The 14869-nt window shown below is 71.5% G+C and carries 11 protein-coding genes and 2 pseudogenes; 7 read left to right on the top strand and 6 right to left on the bottom strand.

Features of this window, described 5'->3' with window-relative positions; translation table 11 throughout:
• The first annotated feature begins 173 nt into the window (after positions 1-173).
• From GWK25_RS24645 to GWK25_RS24615, 7 genes are all read left to right on the top strand, one after another.
• On the top strand, positions 174-1340 hold the full coding sequence (locus GWK25_RS24645; protein ID WP_215453038.1) for an FAD-dependent oxidoreductase: 1167 nt from the start codon (positions 174-176) through the stop codon (positions 1338-1340).
• Positions 1337-2362, top strand: a complete 1026-nt coding sequence (locus GWK25_RS24640; RefSeq protein ID WP_374200639.1) for an amidohydrolase family protein — start codon at positions 1337-1339, stop codon at positions 2360-2362. The genes GWK25_RS24645 and GWK25_RS24640 overlap by 4 nt, the downstream gene beginning before the upstream one ends.
• 12 nt (positions 2363-2374) lie before the next feature.
• Positions 2375-3313, top strand: a complete 939-nt coding sequence (locus GWK25_RS24635; protein ID WP_215453037.1) for a VOC family protein — start codon at positions 2375-2377, stop codon at positions 3311-3313.
• 123 nt (positions 3314-3436) lie between these two features.
• Complete coding sequence (locus GWK25_RS24630) at positions 3437-4408, top strand: fumarylacetoacetate hydrolase family protein (protein WP_215453036.1); 972 nt, start codon at positions 3437-3439, stop codon at positions 4406-4408.
• A gap of 38 nt (positions 4409-4446) precedes the next feature.
• On the top strand, positions 4447-5154 hold the full coding sequence (locus tag GWK25_RS24625) for an SDR family NAD(P)-dependent oxidoreductase (RefSeq protein ID WP_215453035.1): 708 nt from the start codon (positions 4447-4449) through the stop codon (positions 5152-5154).
• A gap of 46 nt (positions 5155-5200) precedes the next feature.
• Positions 5201-5956, top strand: coding sequence for a CoA transferase subunit A (locus GWK25_RS24620; protein WP_215453034.1), 756 nt, complete (start codon positions 5201-5203; stop codon positions 5954-5956).
• A gap of 20 nt (positions 5957-5976) precedes the next feature.
• Positions 5977-6615: a CoA transferase subunit B gene (locus GWK25_RS24615; protein ID WP_286014657.1), complete on the top strand. Its 639-nt coding sequence runs from the start codon at positions 5977-5979 to the stop codon at positions 6613-6615.
• A gap of 487 nt (positions 6616-7102) precedes the next feature.
• Here GWK25_RS24615 and GWK25_RS44810 read toward each other — a convergent pair.
• The 6 genes and pseudogenes from GWK25_RS44810 to GWK25_RS24585 all read right to left on the bottom strand — a co-directional run.
• A pseudogene (locus GWK25_RS44810) lies at positions 7103-7324 on the bottom strand (hypothetical protein); the annotation flags it as partial.
• A 94-nt stretch (positions 7325-7418) separates the two neighbouring features.
• Positions 7419-7766: pseudogene (locus GWK25_RS24605) on the bottom strand (IS5 family transposase); the annotation flags it as partial.
• 219 nt (positions 7767-7985) lie between these two features.
• Entirely contained in the window at positions 7986-9419 is a 1434-nt protein-coding gene (locus tag GWK25_RS24600) for an aminobutyraldehyde dehydrogenase (RefSeq protein ID WP_215453028.1), read from the bottom strand.
• A 29-nt stretch (positions 9420-9448) separates the two neighbouring features.
• Positions 9449-12331: an aminotransferase gene (locus tag GWK25_RS24595; RefSeq protein ID WP_215453020.1), complete on the bottom strand. Its 2883-nt coding sequence runs from the start codon at positions 12329-12331 to the stop codon at positions 9449-9451.
• Entirely contained in the window at positions 12332-13168 is an 837-nt protein-coding gene (locus GWK25_RS24590) for an SDR family NAD(P)-dependent oxidoreductase (RefSeq protein ID WP_251829020.1), read from the bottom strand.
• Entirely contained in the window at positions 13165-14799 is a 1635-nt protein-coding gene (locus tag GWK25_RS24585; RefSeq protein ID WP_215453016.1) for an amidohydrolase, read from the bottom strand. The genes GWK25_RS24590 and GWK25_RS24585 overlap by 4 nt, the downstream gene beginning before the upstream one ends.
• Positions 14800-14869 lie beyond the last annotated feature (70 nt).

Genomic DNA, 14869 nt, shown 5'->3' with positions numbered 1-14869 from the left:
CCCGCTCACCCGCCGGATGCGCCGCCACCCTCCCCTGACAGCAGCGGCGCATCCGGCCCCGCACACCGTCCCCACCTCGCACCCCGTCCCCACCTCCGGCCCGCGCTCCCAGCGGGCGAGCCGCACACCGCCGCTCGAAGCCGCGCGGCCCAACCTCGGGAGGTTTCCCCGACATGGCTGACACCCTCACCCACTCTCGACCTCGCTCGAGCGGGGGGAGCCCCACCGTCCTCGTCATCGGCGGCGGCGCCTCCGGAAACGCCGTCACCATCCTGCTGCGCCGTGCCGGTATCAGCGTGGACCTGATCGAGGCCCAGCCCGACTGGAACGCCACCACGGGCTCCGGTATCACCCTCCAGGGCAACGCCCTGCGCGTCCTGCGCGAACTGGGCGTGTGGGAGCAGGTCAGCTCCTCCGGATTCGCCTTCGGCTCGCTGGGCATGACCGCCCCCGACGGCACCGTCCTCTTCGTGGCCGAGGACCTCCAGACCGGCGGCGACGACCTGCCCGCCACCCTCGGCATGCAGCGCCCGCAGCTCCAGCAGATCCTCATCGACGCGGTCCGCGCCTCCGGCGCCATCGTCCGCCTGGGCACCACCGTCGACACCCTGGAGCAGGACGACGACGGCGTCTCGGTCCGCTTCAGCGACGGCACCGAGGGCCGCTACGACCTGGTGATCGCCGCAGACGGCCTGAACTCCGCCACCCGCGCCGCGGTCGGCATCACCGACACACCCGAGCCCACCGGCATGGCGATCTGGCGCATAGCGGCCCCCCGCCCCGAGGGCCTGGACCGCACCGACCTGGCGTACGGCGGCCCGGCCTACATCGCGGGCTACTGCCCCACCAGCGAGAACACCATCTACGCGTACGTCGTCGAGGCCAGCCGCGACCGGGCCTCCATCGACCCGGCCACGTACGCGGACGAGATGCGGCGGCTCGCCCAGGCCTACGGCGGTTTCTGGCCCGAGATCACGAAACACATCGACGACCCGGCCAAGGTCAACTACACCTGGTTCCACCGCCACCTCGTGGAGGGCCCGTGGCACCGCGGCCGGGTCGTGCTGGTCGGGGACGCCGCCCACTGCTGCCCGCCCACCTTCGCCCAGGGCGCGGCGATGTCTCTGGAGGACGCCTCCGTCCTCGCCGAGTTGCTCACCACCCGAAGCGACTGGGACGACCAGCTCTTCACCAACTACCACGCACGGCGCCTGCCCCGCGTACGCATGGTCGTCGACGCCTCCGTCCAGCTCGGCCAGTGGCTGCTCGACGGGGTGCGCGACGCGGACGTGCCCGGACTGGTGGGCCGCACCATGAACGCGCTGAAGGAACTCCCGTGACCGCGCCCCTGCAGACACCGACGATCGACGTCCACGCCCACCTCCTGCTCCCGGAGGTCGAGGAGGCCGTCGCCGGTCACCCCGGCCTCGCCGAGGCCCGCGACCTCGACGCCCGCCGCAACGGGTCAGCTGCCCTGGCCGTGAACGGTCCCATGGTCGGCGCACGCGTGCCGAAGCTGACGGACGTCACCGTGCGCCTCGCGGCCATGGACGCGGCCGGCGTGGACGTGCAGCTGGTGAGCCCCTCGCCATCGCACTACCACTACTGGGCCGAGCCCCGGCTGGCCGAGCGGGTCTGCCGCCTGGCCAACGAGGGGACCGCAGCACACCGCGCCAAGGCCCCCGACCGGCTTCACGGCCTCGGGCTGGTTCCCCTGCAACACCCCGACCTCGCCGTCGCCCTGCTCGACCACGCACTGGACCAGGGCCTGAGGGGCGTGGAGCTGTCCTCGCACGCGCCGGGGCCGGGCGGGACCCGAGCGGTGGAACTCTCCGACCCGCGGCTCACCCCCTTCTGGGCACGCGCGGAGGAGGCCGGCGCCCTGGTCTTCCTGCACCCGTTCGGCTGCACGCTCGACGAGCGACTGGACCAGTGGTACCTGTCCAACACCGTCGGCCAGCCCACCGAGAACGCCGTCGCCCTCTCCCACCTGATCTTCTCCGGCGTCCTGGACCGCCATCCGGGACTGAAGCTGATCGCGGCGCACGGCGGCGGCTACCTTCCCACCCACATCGGCCGCTCCGACCACGCCTGGCGCGCCCGCCCCGACGCCCGGGACTGTGCCCGGGAGCCGAGCAGCTACCTGAAGCAGCTGTACTTCGACTCCCTCGTCCACGACCCGCACGTGCTGCGGGAGCTGGTCCGGGCCGCCGGTCCGGACCGGGTCCTGCTCGGCTCCGACTTCCCCTTCGACATGGGCACCGAGGACCCGCTGGGCGCGCTGCACGCCGCGGACCTGCCCGACGCCGACTTCCAAGCCATCCGCAGCAAAAACGCCGCCGCCCTGCTCAACCTCGCCTGAGGAGGAACCCCCATGAGCAACCGCCTGCTCACCCATCTCCGGCACGTCGACCTCGCCGTGCCCGACTACGACAAGCAGCTCGACTTCTACGCCGGCGTCTGGGGCCTGACCAAGGTCGCCGAGGACTCCGGGATCTCCTTCCTCGCCGCCGAGGGCAGCCCCGAACAGTACGTCGTACGGCTGCGCAAGGCCGACGAGAAGCGCCTCGACCTGGTCTCGTACGGGGCGGGCAGCCCGGCCGACGTCGACACGATGGCCGAGCAACTCCTCTCGCAGGGCGTGCAGTTGATCTCCCAGCCGGGAAAGGTGGACACCCTCGGCGGTGGCTACGGCTTCCGTTTCTTCGACGTCGACGGTCGCACCATCGAGGTCTCCGCCGACGTCGAGGCCAGGCAGCACCGCAGGGTGGAGGAGAAGGAGGCGATCCCGGTCCGCCTGTCGCACGTGGTGCTCAACTCCCCGGACCTGAACAGGACCCGCGAGTGGTACGAGCGCCACCTCGGCTTCCGTCTCTCCGACACGCTGGGCTCGCCGCACATGGGCGAGGTCATGCACTTCATGCGGATCAGCAACCAGCACCACTCCATGGCCATCGCGAAGGGCCCGCACACCTCCCTGCACCACGTCTCCTTCGAGATGCGCGGCCTGGACGAGTACATGCGCGGCTCGGGCCGCGTGATGCGCTCCGGCGCCCGCAAACTCTGGGGCCCGGGCCGGCACCTGGCGGGCGACAACACCTTCACGTACTTCCTCGACCCGCACGGCAACACCGTCGAGTACACCACCGAGCTGGAGGAACTGGACGAGGACACCTGGCACCCCCACGTCTACGACTTCTCGGAGCCCGAGGTCTCCGACCAGTGGGGCACCGCGAACCCGATGAACGAACTCATCGTCAAGGAGTCGTTCAACGACGTCGACCGCGGCGTGTTCGTCGCGCCGCCGGTCTGACCGCCCGGCCGGCAGAGTCCTCCAGCCACCGGGGGCGCGGTGATCCGCTGTCCTGCCGTGACCGCACGCCGCGCCCCCGGCTCCTTTCGTGCCCGCCCGCTCCACGCCGACTGGACCCCTCCCATGCGCTTCGCCACGTACGAACACCGCGACCAACACCATGTGGCCGTCGTCGACAAGGACGGCACCCTCCGCCCCCTGTCCGGTGTCCACTGCCTGACCGGACTGCTCACCGAGGCGGGCAGCATGCCGGAACTGCTCGACGCGGGCACCAGGCTGCTTGACGCCCAGGCCGGTCCCCACGTCTCCGAAGTGCGGCTGCTGCCGCCGCTCCAGCCGCCCACCGTGCGGGACTTCGTCACCTTCGAGGAACACGTCGAGGGCGTACGGCGCTCCGTGGACGGGGCCGCCGGGGTGCCGGAGCGGTGGTACGCGGCGCCGACCTTCTACTTCACTAACCCCTACGCGGTGTACGGCCCGCACGACGACATCCCCGTGCCCCCGGGGTCGAGCCTGCTCGACTTCGAGCTCGAGGTCGCCGCCGTGATCGGCAAGGAGGGCCGCGACCTCACCCCCGAGCAGGCCCGCGACCATATCGTCGGCTACACCGTCTTCAACGACTGGACGGCCCGTGACCTGCAGTACGCCGAGATGAAGGTCGGCCTCGGCCCCTGCAAGGGCAAGGACACCGCCACCACGCTGGGCCCCTACCTGGTCACCGCCGACGAGCTGGAGCAGTACCGGGACGCGGACGGCTTCCTGCGCCTGGCACTGACGGCGCAGGTCAACGGCGAGGTCGTGGGCAAGGACCTGCTGTCCAATATGAGCTGGACCTTCGAGGAACTGGTCGCCTACGCCTCGCGCGGTACGGTCGTTCGCCCCGGCGACGTCCTCGGTTCCGGCACCTGCGGCAACGGAGGCTGCCTCGCCGAACTGTGGGGCGTACGAGGCAAGCAGGACCCGCCGCCGCTGAAACCCGGCGACACGGTCACGCTCACCGTCGAGGGCATCGGGTCCGTCGCCAACACCGTGGTGCCCGGCACCGACCCGCTGCCGGTTCCCGTCGCCCGGCGCCGCCCCCGGGAGCGGCCGTAACCAACCTCCACGCCAAGAGGCTCGCCGGCAAGGTCGTCGTGGTCACAGGCGCGGCCGGCGGCCAGGGCGCCGCGGAGGCCGAGGCACTCACCCGCGAGGGCGCCCGGGTGATCGCCGCCGACGTGACGGAGGCACCCGGCTGCCGCCGCCTCGACGTCACCAGCGAGAAGGCCTGGGCCGAGCTCGCCGCCGAACTGAACGAGGCGTACGGGCAGGTGCACGGCCTGGTCAACAACGCGGGCATCACCTGGCGCGCCCGGATCGACGACGTACGGCCCGAGGACATGGCCCGCGTCCACGCCGTCAACGTCACCGGGCCGCTCCTGGGCATCCAGCACCTGGTGCCGCTGATGCGCCCGGGGTCGTCGATCGTGAACGTGGGTTCGTCGGCGGCGCTGACCGCCCATTACCCGGTCGCGTACACGACGAGCAAATGGGCGCTGCGCGGCCTGTCGAGGACCGCCGCCATGGAACTGGGGTCTCGTGGCATCCGCGTGAACATCATCCACCCCGGATTCATCGAGACGGAGATGACCGCCTGCGCCGCGCCCGCGTTCCGCGAGGCGAACATCCGCGAGACACCGCTCGGCCGCACCGGAACCGTCGACGAGATCACCCCGCTCGTCACCTTCCTCCTCTCCGACGAAGCGTCCTTCATCACTGGAGCCGAGATCCCCGTCGACGGCGGCCTCACCGCGCACGGCGGTGCCAAGCCGATCTCGGACGCCCTGCGCCCGGACGTCTGAACCAGCAGCAAGGCAACGACAGACACGACAGAAAGGCCCTCCCTCCATGGACAAGGTCTGTGCGAGCGCCGCGGAGGCGGTCGCCGACATCCCCGACGGGGCGTCGCTGGCCGTCGGCGGCTTCGGCCTCAGCGGCATCCCCGACGTACTCATCCAGGCCCTCCACGCCCAGGGCGCCACCGGTCTGAAGGTCGTGTCGAACAACTGCGGGGTGGACGGGCGCGGACTGGGCGTCCTGCTGACCGACGCCCGCATCGCACGTGTGACGGGCAGTTACGTGGGCGAGAACAAGGAGTTCGCCCGCCAGTACCTGTCGGGCGAGCTGGAGGTGGAGCTGGTGCCGCAGGGCACGCTGGCCGAACGCCTGCGTGCCGGTGGAGCGGGCATCCCCGCCTTCTACACCCCTGCGGGGGTCGGCACCCAGGTCGCCCGCGGCGGACTGCCCTGGCGGTACGCCGCCGACGGCATGGTCGCTGTGGCCTCCCCGCCCAAGGAGACCCGCGACTTCGCCGACCGGACGTACGTCCTGGAGCACGGCATCACCACCGACTTCGCCCTCGTAAGGGCCTGGCGCGGCGACCGCCACGGAAACCTGGTCTTCCGCAAGGCGGCCGCCAACTTCAACCCCCTCGCGGCAATGGCCGGCCGCATCACCGTCGCCGAGGTGGAGGAACTCGTCGAGCCGGGCGAGCTGAGCCCGGACGAGATCCACCTGCCGGGCATCTTCGTCCAGCGGCTCGTGCCCCTCACTCCGGCCCAGGTCGCCGACAAGCAGCTCGAGAAGAGGACCGTACGCGCATGAGCACCACCCTCGGCACGCAACTGGGCTGGACCCGCGCCCAGATGGCCGCCCGCGCAGCCGCTGAACTCACCGACGGCTCCTACGTGAATCTCGGCATCGGCCTGCCCACCCTCATCCCCGGTCACCTCCCGCCGAACGTCCATGTCGTTCTCCACTCCGAGAACGGCATCCTCGGCACTGGCCCCTATCCCGCCGAGGACCAGGTCGACCCCGACCTCATCAACGCGGGCAAGGAGACCGTTACCGTCCTGCCGGGAGCCTCCTTCTTCGACTCGGCCCTGTCCTTCGCCATGATCCGGGGCGGCCACATCGGCACCGCCGTGCTCGGCGCGATGCAGGTGTCGGAGAACGGCGACCTCGCCAACTGGATGATCCCCGGAAAAATGGTCAAGGGCATGGGCGGCGCGATGGACCTCGTCCACGGTGCCCGCCGCGTCATCGTCCTCATGGAACACACTGCCAAGGACGGCACCCCGAAGATCGTCAAGGAGTGCACCCTCCCTCTTACCGGCGAGCGGTGCGTCCACCGCATCATCACCGACCTCGGCGTCCTGGACGTCACGTCCGAGGGCCTCGCTCTCGTGGAATGCGGGCCGGGTGTGACCGCCGAGAACATCGAGGCCTGTACCGACGCCCCGCTGATCCTCACGCCCCTCTGATCGGTAAGCAAAGGACCATGGACGCGTCGGGCGGGCAGGGACCACGGTCCCTGCCCGCCCGATGTTCTCGTCCTTGTTCCCCCGTTCTCACCGCCCCTACGCCAAGGGCACTTGCGACAGACGAAGATCGCGACCACCACGACCACGACGTGCATCAGGAGCAGGACCACGACGCCGCTCACCGCAGGTCACCCGCCGACGCCCGGGACAGAGCCGCGAACGGTGGAACTCGGACGGATTTTTCAGCGGCGTCCGGCGGTGAGCCGGCCGTCGAAGGTGATGTCGAAAGCTTGGAGCGCGGCCTTCCAGCGCATGGTCCAGCGTTTGCGTCCGGTGCCGGTCGGGTCGGCCGTTGAGACGGGGGCGGGGCCAGCGCGGCGGGCAGGATCACTCCGGTTCCGTAGCGCCAGCGCGCGCGATCGGCGACGGCGTCGATCAGCGCGGCCTTGTCCAGCGCCTGGGCGCGTTGGAGGCCGAGGCTGTTGTAGAGGCCGTACACGGCCTGGGCCACCAGCGCGGTGTCGGCGGTGGCTTCGGGCAGGGTGCGGCTGCGGGTGGTGGTCTGTTCGTCGGCGTAGCGGATGGTGAGGGTGAGGCGGCCGGTCACCTGGTCCTCGTCCCGCAGCCAGGCACCGAGCTGGACGGCCAGGGCGAGCAGGCTGCGACGGTGCTGGCCGGGGTCGAGTTCGTCCCGGTCGAAGCGGTGCTCGGTACCGACCCCGGGCGGCTATCCGATGGTGCAGGCCGAGGCCCGTGGTCGTCGGGCTCGGTGAACACACCACCGGGTGGCTCGATCTGCAGATCCCCTTTTTGCGGGCCCCGGCGGCATGCTGGTGGGCCCGGGCGATGGTGGAGTCCACCGAGACGTCCCAGGTGATCAGCCCTTCGGCGTCGGCCCGGGCCTGCAGTTGCTCGAAGATGCGGTGCCAGGTGCCGTCACGCTGCCAACGCCGGAACAGTCCGTACACCGTCTCCCACGGGCCGTACCGCTCGGGCACGTCCCGCCACGGTGCACCGGCGCGGGTGCGCCAGCGTATGCCGTCTATCAACTGCCGCTTGGTGTGGACCGGCGGTCGTCCGGACTTCTTCCCGACGGGGAGCAGGGGCTCCAGCTTCGCCCACTGCGCATTCGTCAGATCGTGCCTCCCCATGAAGTGGATCTTGACACATCAAGATCCACTTCTGAAACACACCCTAGGGCGATGCCGAGGTTGTTCCACGCCTGGCCTTCGCCGTGCAGGCCGCGCACGGGGTGTCGAACGCGGCCATCGCGGAGAGCCTGAGCCTGATCCCCCCTTCTTCTCCAGGCACCACCCGACGCTGACCCGCCCGTTCTCTGCCGGCGGGTCAGCGCTCGACTCGACCCTGACTCAGCTCAGCGAGGCCATGACATGCTTGAGCCGGGTGTACTCCTCCAGCCCGTACGCCGAGAGGTCCTTGCCGTGGCCGGAGGACTTGAAACCACCGTGCGGCATCTCGGCGACGAGCGGGATGTGGGTGTTGATCCAGACGCAGCCGAAGTCCAGAGCGTTGGAGACGTTGAGCGCGCGGGTGATGTCCCGGGTCCAGACCGAGGAAGCCAGGCCGTACTCGACGCCGTTCGCCGCGGCGACCGCCTGGTTGTCTTCTTCGAAGGTCTGGAGTGTGATGACCGGGCCGAAGATCTCGCTCTGGGTCAGCCAGTCGTCCTGGCGCAGCCCGGAGATGACGGTCGGCTCGACGTAGAAGCCGGTGTCGCCCTGACGCGCCCCGCCCACCAGGACCGTCGCGTGGTCGGGCACCCGGTCCAGGGCGCCGAGGACCCGGTCGAGCTGGTGCTGGTTGTTCACAGGTGACACCCAGGCGTCTTCGTCGCCGGTGGCCCGGCCCTGGGTGGTGACCGCGCCAGCGGCCTGCGCGGCCAGCGCGGCGGCGAAGTCGTCGGCGACCGAGGCGTGCACGAGGACCCGGGTGGCGGCGGTGCAGTCCTGGCCGGCGTTGAAGTAGCCCGCGACCGCGATCCCCTCTGCCGCCTTGGCCAGGTCGGCGTCGGCGAAGACCATCACCGGCGCCTTGCCGCCGAGTTCGAGGTGGGTGCGCTTGAGCCGCTCCCCCGCGCTGGCGGCGACGCTGCGGCCTGCGGCGACCGAGCCGGTGATCGAGACCATCTGCGGTGTCGGGTGGGCGACGATGGCGGCACCGGTCGCGCGGTCGCCGGTGACGACGTTGAGTACGCCGGGCGGGAGGTGCCGTGCCGCGATCTCGGCGAGCATCACCGAGGTGACCGGTGTCGTGTCGCTCGGCTTGAGGACGACCGTGTTGCCCGCGGCGACCGCTGGGACGAACTTCCAGATGGCCATCATCATCGGGTAGTTCCAGGGCGTGACCTGGCCGATCACGCCGACCGGCTCGCGCCGGACCCACGAGGTGTGGCCCGCCAGGTACTCGCCCGCGGACTTGCCCTCGAGCACCCGCGCCGCGCCGGCGAAGAACCGGATCTGGTCGACCATCGGCGGCAGTTCCTCCGCCTTGGTGACGTGGTCCGGCTTGCCGGTGTTGCGCCCCTCGGCCGCTACCAGCTCGTCGCCGTGCCGCTCGACGTCGTCCGCGAAGGCGAGCAGCGCCTTCTGCCTGTCCGACGGAGTCGTACGCCGCCACTCCGCGAAGGCGCGCTCGGCCGACCGGTAGGCGCGGTCGACGTCGGCCTCGTTCGAGATCCCGGCGGTGCCGTAGCTCGACCCGGTGGCGGGGTCGACCAGCGGAGAGGTCTCGCCGCCGGCGGCTTCGACGTACTGGCCGTCGACGAAGTTGTGGACGTAGGTCATCGGGTTCCCTTCTGGTGGGGTCGGCCTGACTACCAGCCCTCGCTGAGCACCCGGTCGAGGGCGTCGGCGAAGAAGTCGGCGTCGGCGGTGCCGATGCCTAGCGGTGGCTTGATCTTGAGGACGCACATCCGGTCGGAGGTCGGCTGCATGATCACGCCCAGCTCCCGGAGCCGCTCGCAGATCGCGGCGGTCTCCTCGGCCGCCGGCTCGAGGGTCTCGCGGTCGCGGACCAGCTCCACGCCGACGTAGAGCCCCATCCCGTGCACCGCGCCGATCAGCTCGTGCCGGTCGGCCAGCTCGAGGAGGCGCTGCCGAAGGTGGGCGCCGACGACGCGGGCGTTCTCCTGCAGCGCCTCGTCGCGCATGATGTCGAGCACCGTCGCTCCCACGACGCAGCTGACCGGGCTGCCGCCGGCCGAGGAGAAGAAGTAGCCCTGGCTCCGGTAGCCCTCGGCGATCACCCTGGTCGTGATCACCGCGCCGAGCGGGTGTCCGTTGCCCATCGCCTTGGCGACGGTGACGATGTCGGGGACGACGCCCTGCTGCTCAAAGCCCCAGAAGTGGGCACCGAGCCGGCCGTAGCCGACCTGTACCTCGTCGGCGATGCAGAGCCCGCCGGCGGCGCGGACCGCGGGGTAGACCGCGGCCAGGTAGCCGTCGGGCAGCGCCATCCCGCCCGCGTTGCCGTAGAACGACTCGCTCAGGAACGCCGCTGGCGGGTGGCCCGCGGACACCAGCGCCTCGATGTCGGCGACCGCCTCGGCGGCGTACCGATGCGCCTCGGCACCGCGGTGCGCGCCGCGGTAGGGGTTCGGCGACGGCACCGTGTGCACCCACGGCGGGCGGGTCTCCAACGCGTTGGGGTTGTCGGCCACCGAGGTGGAGACGGCGTCGGTCGCGTCGGTCCAGCCGTGGTAGGCCTCGCGCATCGAGACCACGTCGCGACGGCCGGCGTTGGCCCACGCGAGCCGGAGCGCGAGGTCGACCGCCTCCGAGCCGCTGTTGACCAGGAACACCGTGTCGAGCGGGTCCGGAGCCAGCGCCGCGAGCCGCTCGCAGAACTCGGCGACCGCGCGGTAGTGGAACCGCGAGTTGGTGTTGAGCCGGCGCCACTGCCGCTCGACCGCGTCGGAGAGCCGGGGATGGCCGTGCCCCAGGATCGAGACGTTGTTGAGCATGTCGAGGTAGGAGCGGCCCTCGACGTCGAACAGGTGCTGGCGCCAGCCGCGCTCGATCTGCGGCGGGTCGACGAAGTAGTGCTCCTGCACGGTGGCGAACGCCGCGTCGCGGCGGGCCAGCCACTCCTCGGCGTTGCTCCCGTCGCCCTCGCTGGCGGCGTGCTCGAGCAGGGGTGTCGGGTCGGGGCAGACGACGCGCCAGGCGTGGGCGACGCCGGCAGGAACGAAGTACGGCGGCCGCTCGGCACCGGTGCCGAGCTGCACCCGAAGCGCCGTCACGTCGCCCAGGGTGTCCCCTGCCGCGACGTCGCCGTCGGCGACGCTGTCGAGGTCACCGTCCAGCCACAGGGTCCGGCCGGCGGTCTCGAGCGTGACCGCGCCGTCACGCCGGGAGAGTCGGCCGGCCCACGGTGCGCGAACCGCCATCCGAGACACCGAGAGTACGTCGACCCCGAGCGGCACGGTGGCCGGCGCGGTAAGTGAGTTGATCGCAGTCCGGGTCAGTCGCGGCTCGAGGTAGCGGGTGTGCACGACGCCCTCGCCGCCGAGCAGCCGGCCGAGCAGCGCGTCCTCGTCGTCGAGGAAGACACCGCCGTCGAGCTCGGGCGAGGTGGTGGAGAGGTCGACCGCCCGCGCGGGGACCTCCAGCAGCCGGGTTCCGGTGATCGGCGTCGACGGTCTCGCCGCCCGGACCGCCGACCGCAGCAGCTCGGTGCCGACCGCCAGGGGAACCGATGTCGCAACCTCGAAGATCTGCCACTCGCGGTCGAGGTTCTTCGCCGCGTACTCGTTGCCCCTGTCGATGCTCGCCTGGTGCTGCCCGCTCACCATCAGTGCTGCGGCCCGCAGCACGGTCAGCGGCCAGAGCGCGGCCAGCTCGGCGTCGGAAAGCGGCCGGACGGCATCAAAGGCGCGCACCGCCGGCAGCAGCCGGGCGAGGTCGTCGCCGGCGTAGGCCAGCACCGAGGAGAGGGTGACCGCCAACTCGCCGACGGCCCACGAGTGGACCAGGTCTCCGAAGTCGATGACACCCACCGGTCGCAACCGGCCGTCGTCGTCGGTGACCGCGACGACGTTGTCGTCGGTGAGGTCGCCGTGGATCGGTTGGACCGGCAGCACCTGCGTGAGCGCGACGAGCGCGCCGCCCGCCTCGGCGGCCGCGCGCTGAACCGCCTCGCTGCCACCGGGAACGCCGACGTACGACGCGAGCCGGGTCACCACCTCCTCGGCGTGCCGGAGGTCCCACTGCAGCTCGCGCTGCGGCAGTTCGGCCTCGAAGCCGGCCAGCGCCCGCGTGGTCCGCCCGGCGAGGTCGCCCAGCGCGGCGACGATCGGCGGCGCCAAGTAGGCGCTCTCGCTCAGCATCCGGCCCTCGACGTAGCGCACCAGCCGCGCGGTCGTCGGCTCGCCGCCGACGTCGATCGGCTGCAGGGTCCGGCCGTCGACGCCTGGCACCGCCTCGGGCACCAGCACGTCCGGTTCGAGCGCGGCGACGTGCGCCGCGGCCCGGTCCTGGGCATCGAGGTCGCCGGCCCCGAAAGCTGGATTCGACACCTTGAGCACGAACGTCCCGGCGTCGGTGTCGATCCGGAAGTTCGCGTCCTGCTGGCTGCCCAGCTCGACCGCTCGGCCTTCGACGCCGAACCTGGTTCGCACCAGCTCCTCGGCCTCGGCAGGCGAGACTTCCGGCCTCGGCAAGGCGCCGCGCTCGAAGAAGTTGAAGCTGGTCGACATTCAGGTCTCCTGTCCTGGGGAGGGTGCACATGCTCGCTCTTCCGCGATCGAATTCCCACCGTCGACCACGACGCACTGCCCGGTGAGGTAGCCCGCCTCCCGCGTGCAGAGGTACGCCGCGAGGCTGGCGACCTCGTACGGCGTACCGCTGCGGCCGGTCGGCGTCACCTCGCCCTGGCGCCGCTCGTTCTCGGTCTGCGAGCCGGTCGCGATCCAGCCGGGCGCGACCGCATTGACGGTGACCCCACGGTCCGCGAGGTCGACCGCCAAGCCACGGACCAGGCCGACGAGGCCGGCCTTCGCGGCCGCGTAGGCCACTTCGCCGCGCATCGCCATCACCGGGCCGGTGAGGCTGGAGACCATCACCAGCCGACCGGCGCCGGAGGCCACCAGCGCCGGCACCGCGGCCCGCGCGAGAAGGAAGGCGGAGTCGAGGTTCCGTGCCAGGGCCGCGCGCCAGGTATCGGGGGCCAGTTCCTCGATGCGGCCTGCCTCGGGATCGGGCCGGGCTACCGACGTCATGCCGGCGCAGTTGACGACCGCGTCCAGCCGCCCGTGCCGATCGAGCGCGGTTTCGACCAGCACGTCCGCGGTCTCGGGGAGGGTCAGGTCGCCGACGAGCGCGACCGTCCCTGCCGGCAGCTCCGCGGCCCGGTCATGGATCCGCTCCGTGGTCGACGACACGACCACCGAGGCGCCGAGCCCGGCCAGGGTCCGGGCGGTGGCGTGCCCGATCCCGCAGGCACTTCCGGCGCCGGTGACCAGTGCGACGCGGCCGGTGAGGTCGAAGGGGGGCATCGCGGCCTGGCGATGCTCTCGGGCAGGTTCGATGGTCATACGCTCAGCTCGTCGGCGGCAAGAGTCCCCGAGACGGACTGGTGGAGATGGGTGACCCGGCCGGCGACGAGCGTGGCCAGGACGTCGATGCCGCCGAGCTGCTGCGGCGTGACCGACCGCGGGTCGGCGGAGAGCCAGACCAGGTCGGCGAGCTGACCCGGCACGAGCGCCCCGCGGACGCGCTCCTCGAAGGCTTGGTGGGCACCAGCGGTGGTGTACGCCGCGAGCGCCTCCTCGATCCCGATCCGCTGCTCGGGCAGCCACCCGCCCGCCGGCAGGCCGGCGGCTGTCTCGCGCGTCATCGCCACCGGCAACCCCACGAGCGGCCGTAGGTCGCTCACCGGCCAGTCGCTGCCGAAAGAGATGGCGACGCCGGCCCGGCTCAGTGCGCCGATGGGGTACTGCAGCGCAAACCGCTCCTCGCCGAGCCGCGGCCGGGTCAGCAGCTCCATCACGGGGTCGAGCTGGGACCAGATGGGCTGGAAGTTGGCGATCACGCCGAGTTCGCGGAATCGCGAGAGGTCGGTCGGGTTGGCGACCTGCACGTGTGCGATCACTGGCCGCCGATCCCGCGGCCCGTTCACCTTGTCGAGGTGGGCGATGGCGTCGAGGGCGCGGCGGATGCCGGCGTCGCCGATCGCGTGCAGGTGGCACTGGAACCCCAGCGCGTCGACGTGCGCCATCGCCGCACGCAGCTCGGCCTCGTCCCACAGTTCCATGCCGTGGGCGCAGGGGTCGTCGGCGTACGGCTCAATGAGCATCGCGGTGTGGTTCTCGAGGATGCCGTCGACGAAGAACTTCACCGTCTGCGCCGTCAACCGGTCGTGCCCGAGCAGGCGTACCCGCTCGCGGTCGGCCTCGATCTCGGCGAGCTGTTCGCGCCACCGGACCGGGTCGGCGCGGAAGGCGAGGTTGACACGGGTGCCGAGCACGCCGCGCTCGGCGGCGACCAGGTAGCCGTCCACGTCCGCGTGCTCGACCGAGGCGTCCTGGATCCAGGCGACCCCGACCCGGGCGAATTCTGTTGTCGCGGTCGCGAGCGCCCGCACCCGCTCCTCGAGCGTCCACGGCGGAGCGGCGTCGAGGACCGATTCGACCGCGTCCCGCTCGAGCATGGTGCCGAGCAGGCTCCCGTCCGGGCGCCGCGGGTAGGAGCCGCGCCGGGTGTCCTGAGTCGAGGCGTCCAGCCCAGCGCGCCGCATCGCCTCGCTGTTGCACCAGATCGCGTGATAGTCCCAGGCTCGCAGGACGACGGGCCGGTCGGAGACGGCGGCGTCGAGCCAGGCCGCGTCGAACAGGCCGCCGGGAACGATCGTCGCGTCGTAGCTGCCGCCCCTGATCCACTCCAGCTCGGGGTGCCTGTCGGCGTATTCGCGGACGGCGGCGGCGATCTGCTCCACCGAGGTGCAGCCGCGGATGCTCGGCCCGGTCTGCTCGAAGCCGGCGGCGTCGGGATGCGCGTGGCCGTCCCGGAAGGCCGGCCCCAGGTAGCCGCCGGCGACGTCAACGACGCGGTCCGCGGCTAGCGCGTCGGCGGTCGGACCGACCACCTCGATGCGGTCGTCCAGCACCGCCACCGAGGACGGCGAGCTCGCACCTGGCAGGTGCGCGTCCCTGAAGATGGTCCGCATGCCTTGCTCCTCTTGCCGTCGGCGGTCCGTACTTTGGTGATTGTAGAATTGGTGACCAATCTTGTCCAGA

The organism is Streptomyces sp. ATCC 21386 (assembly GCF_018728545.1).
GTDB lineage: Bacteria > Actinomycetota > Actinomycetes > Streptomycetales > Streptomycetaceae > Streptomyces.
The sequence above is the reverse complement of the archived record's forward strand: the minus strand, read 5'-3'. Positions and strand labels throughout refer to the sequence as shown.

Bases quoted from the DNA above. Each gene is read 5' to 3' on its own strand.
- GWK25_RS24645 (WP_215453038.1), top strand. From the start codon at position 174: ATGGCTGACACCCTCACCCACTCTCGACCTCGCTCGAGCGGGGGGAGC.
- GWK25_RS24635 (WP_215453037.1), top strand. From the start codon at position 2,375: ATGAGCAACCGCCTGCTCACCCATCTCCGGCACGTCGACCTCGCCGTG.
- GWK25_RS24630 (WP_215453036.1), top strand. From the start codon at position 3,437: ATGCGCTTCGCCACGTACGAACACCGCGACCAACACCATGTGGCCGTC.
- GWK25_RS24620 (WP_215453034.1), top strand. From the start codon at position 5,201: ATGGACAAGGTCTGTGCGAGCGCCGCGGAGGCGGTCGCCGACATCCCC.
- GWK25_RS24600 (WP_215453028.1), bottom strand. From the start codon at position 9,419: ATGACCTACGTCCACAACTTCGTCGACGGCCAGTACGTCGAAGCCGCC.
- GWK25_RS24595 (WP_215453020.1), bottom strand. From the start codon at position 12,331: ATGTCGACCAGCTTCAACTTCTTCGAGCGCGGCGCCTTGCCGAGGCCG.
- GWK25_RS24590 (WP_251829020.1), bottom strand. From the start codon at position 13,168: ATGACCATCGAACCTGCCCGAGAGCATCGCCAGGCCGCGATGCCCCCC.
- GWK25_RS24585 (WP_215453016.1), bottom strand. From the start codon at position 14,799: ATGCGGACCATCTTCAGGGACGCGCACCTGCCAGGTGCGAGCTCGCCG.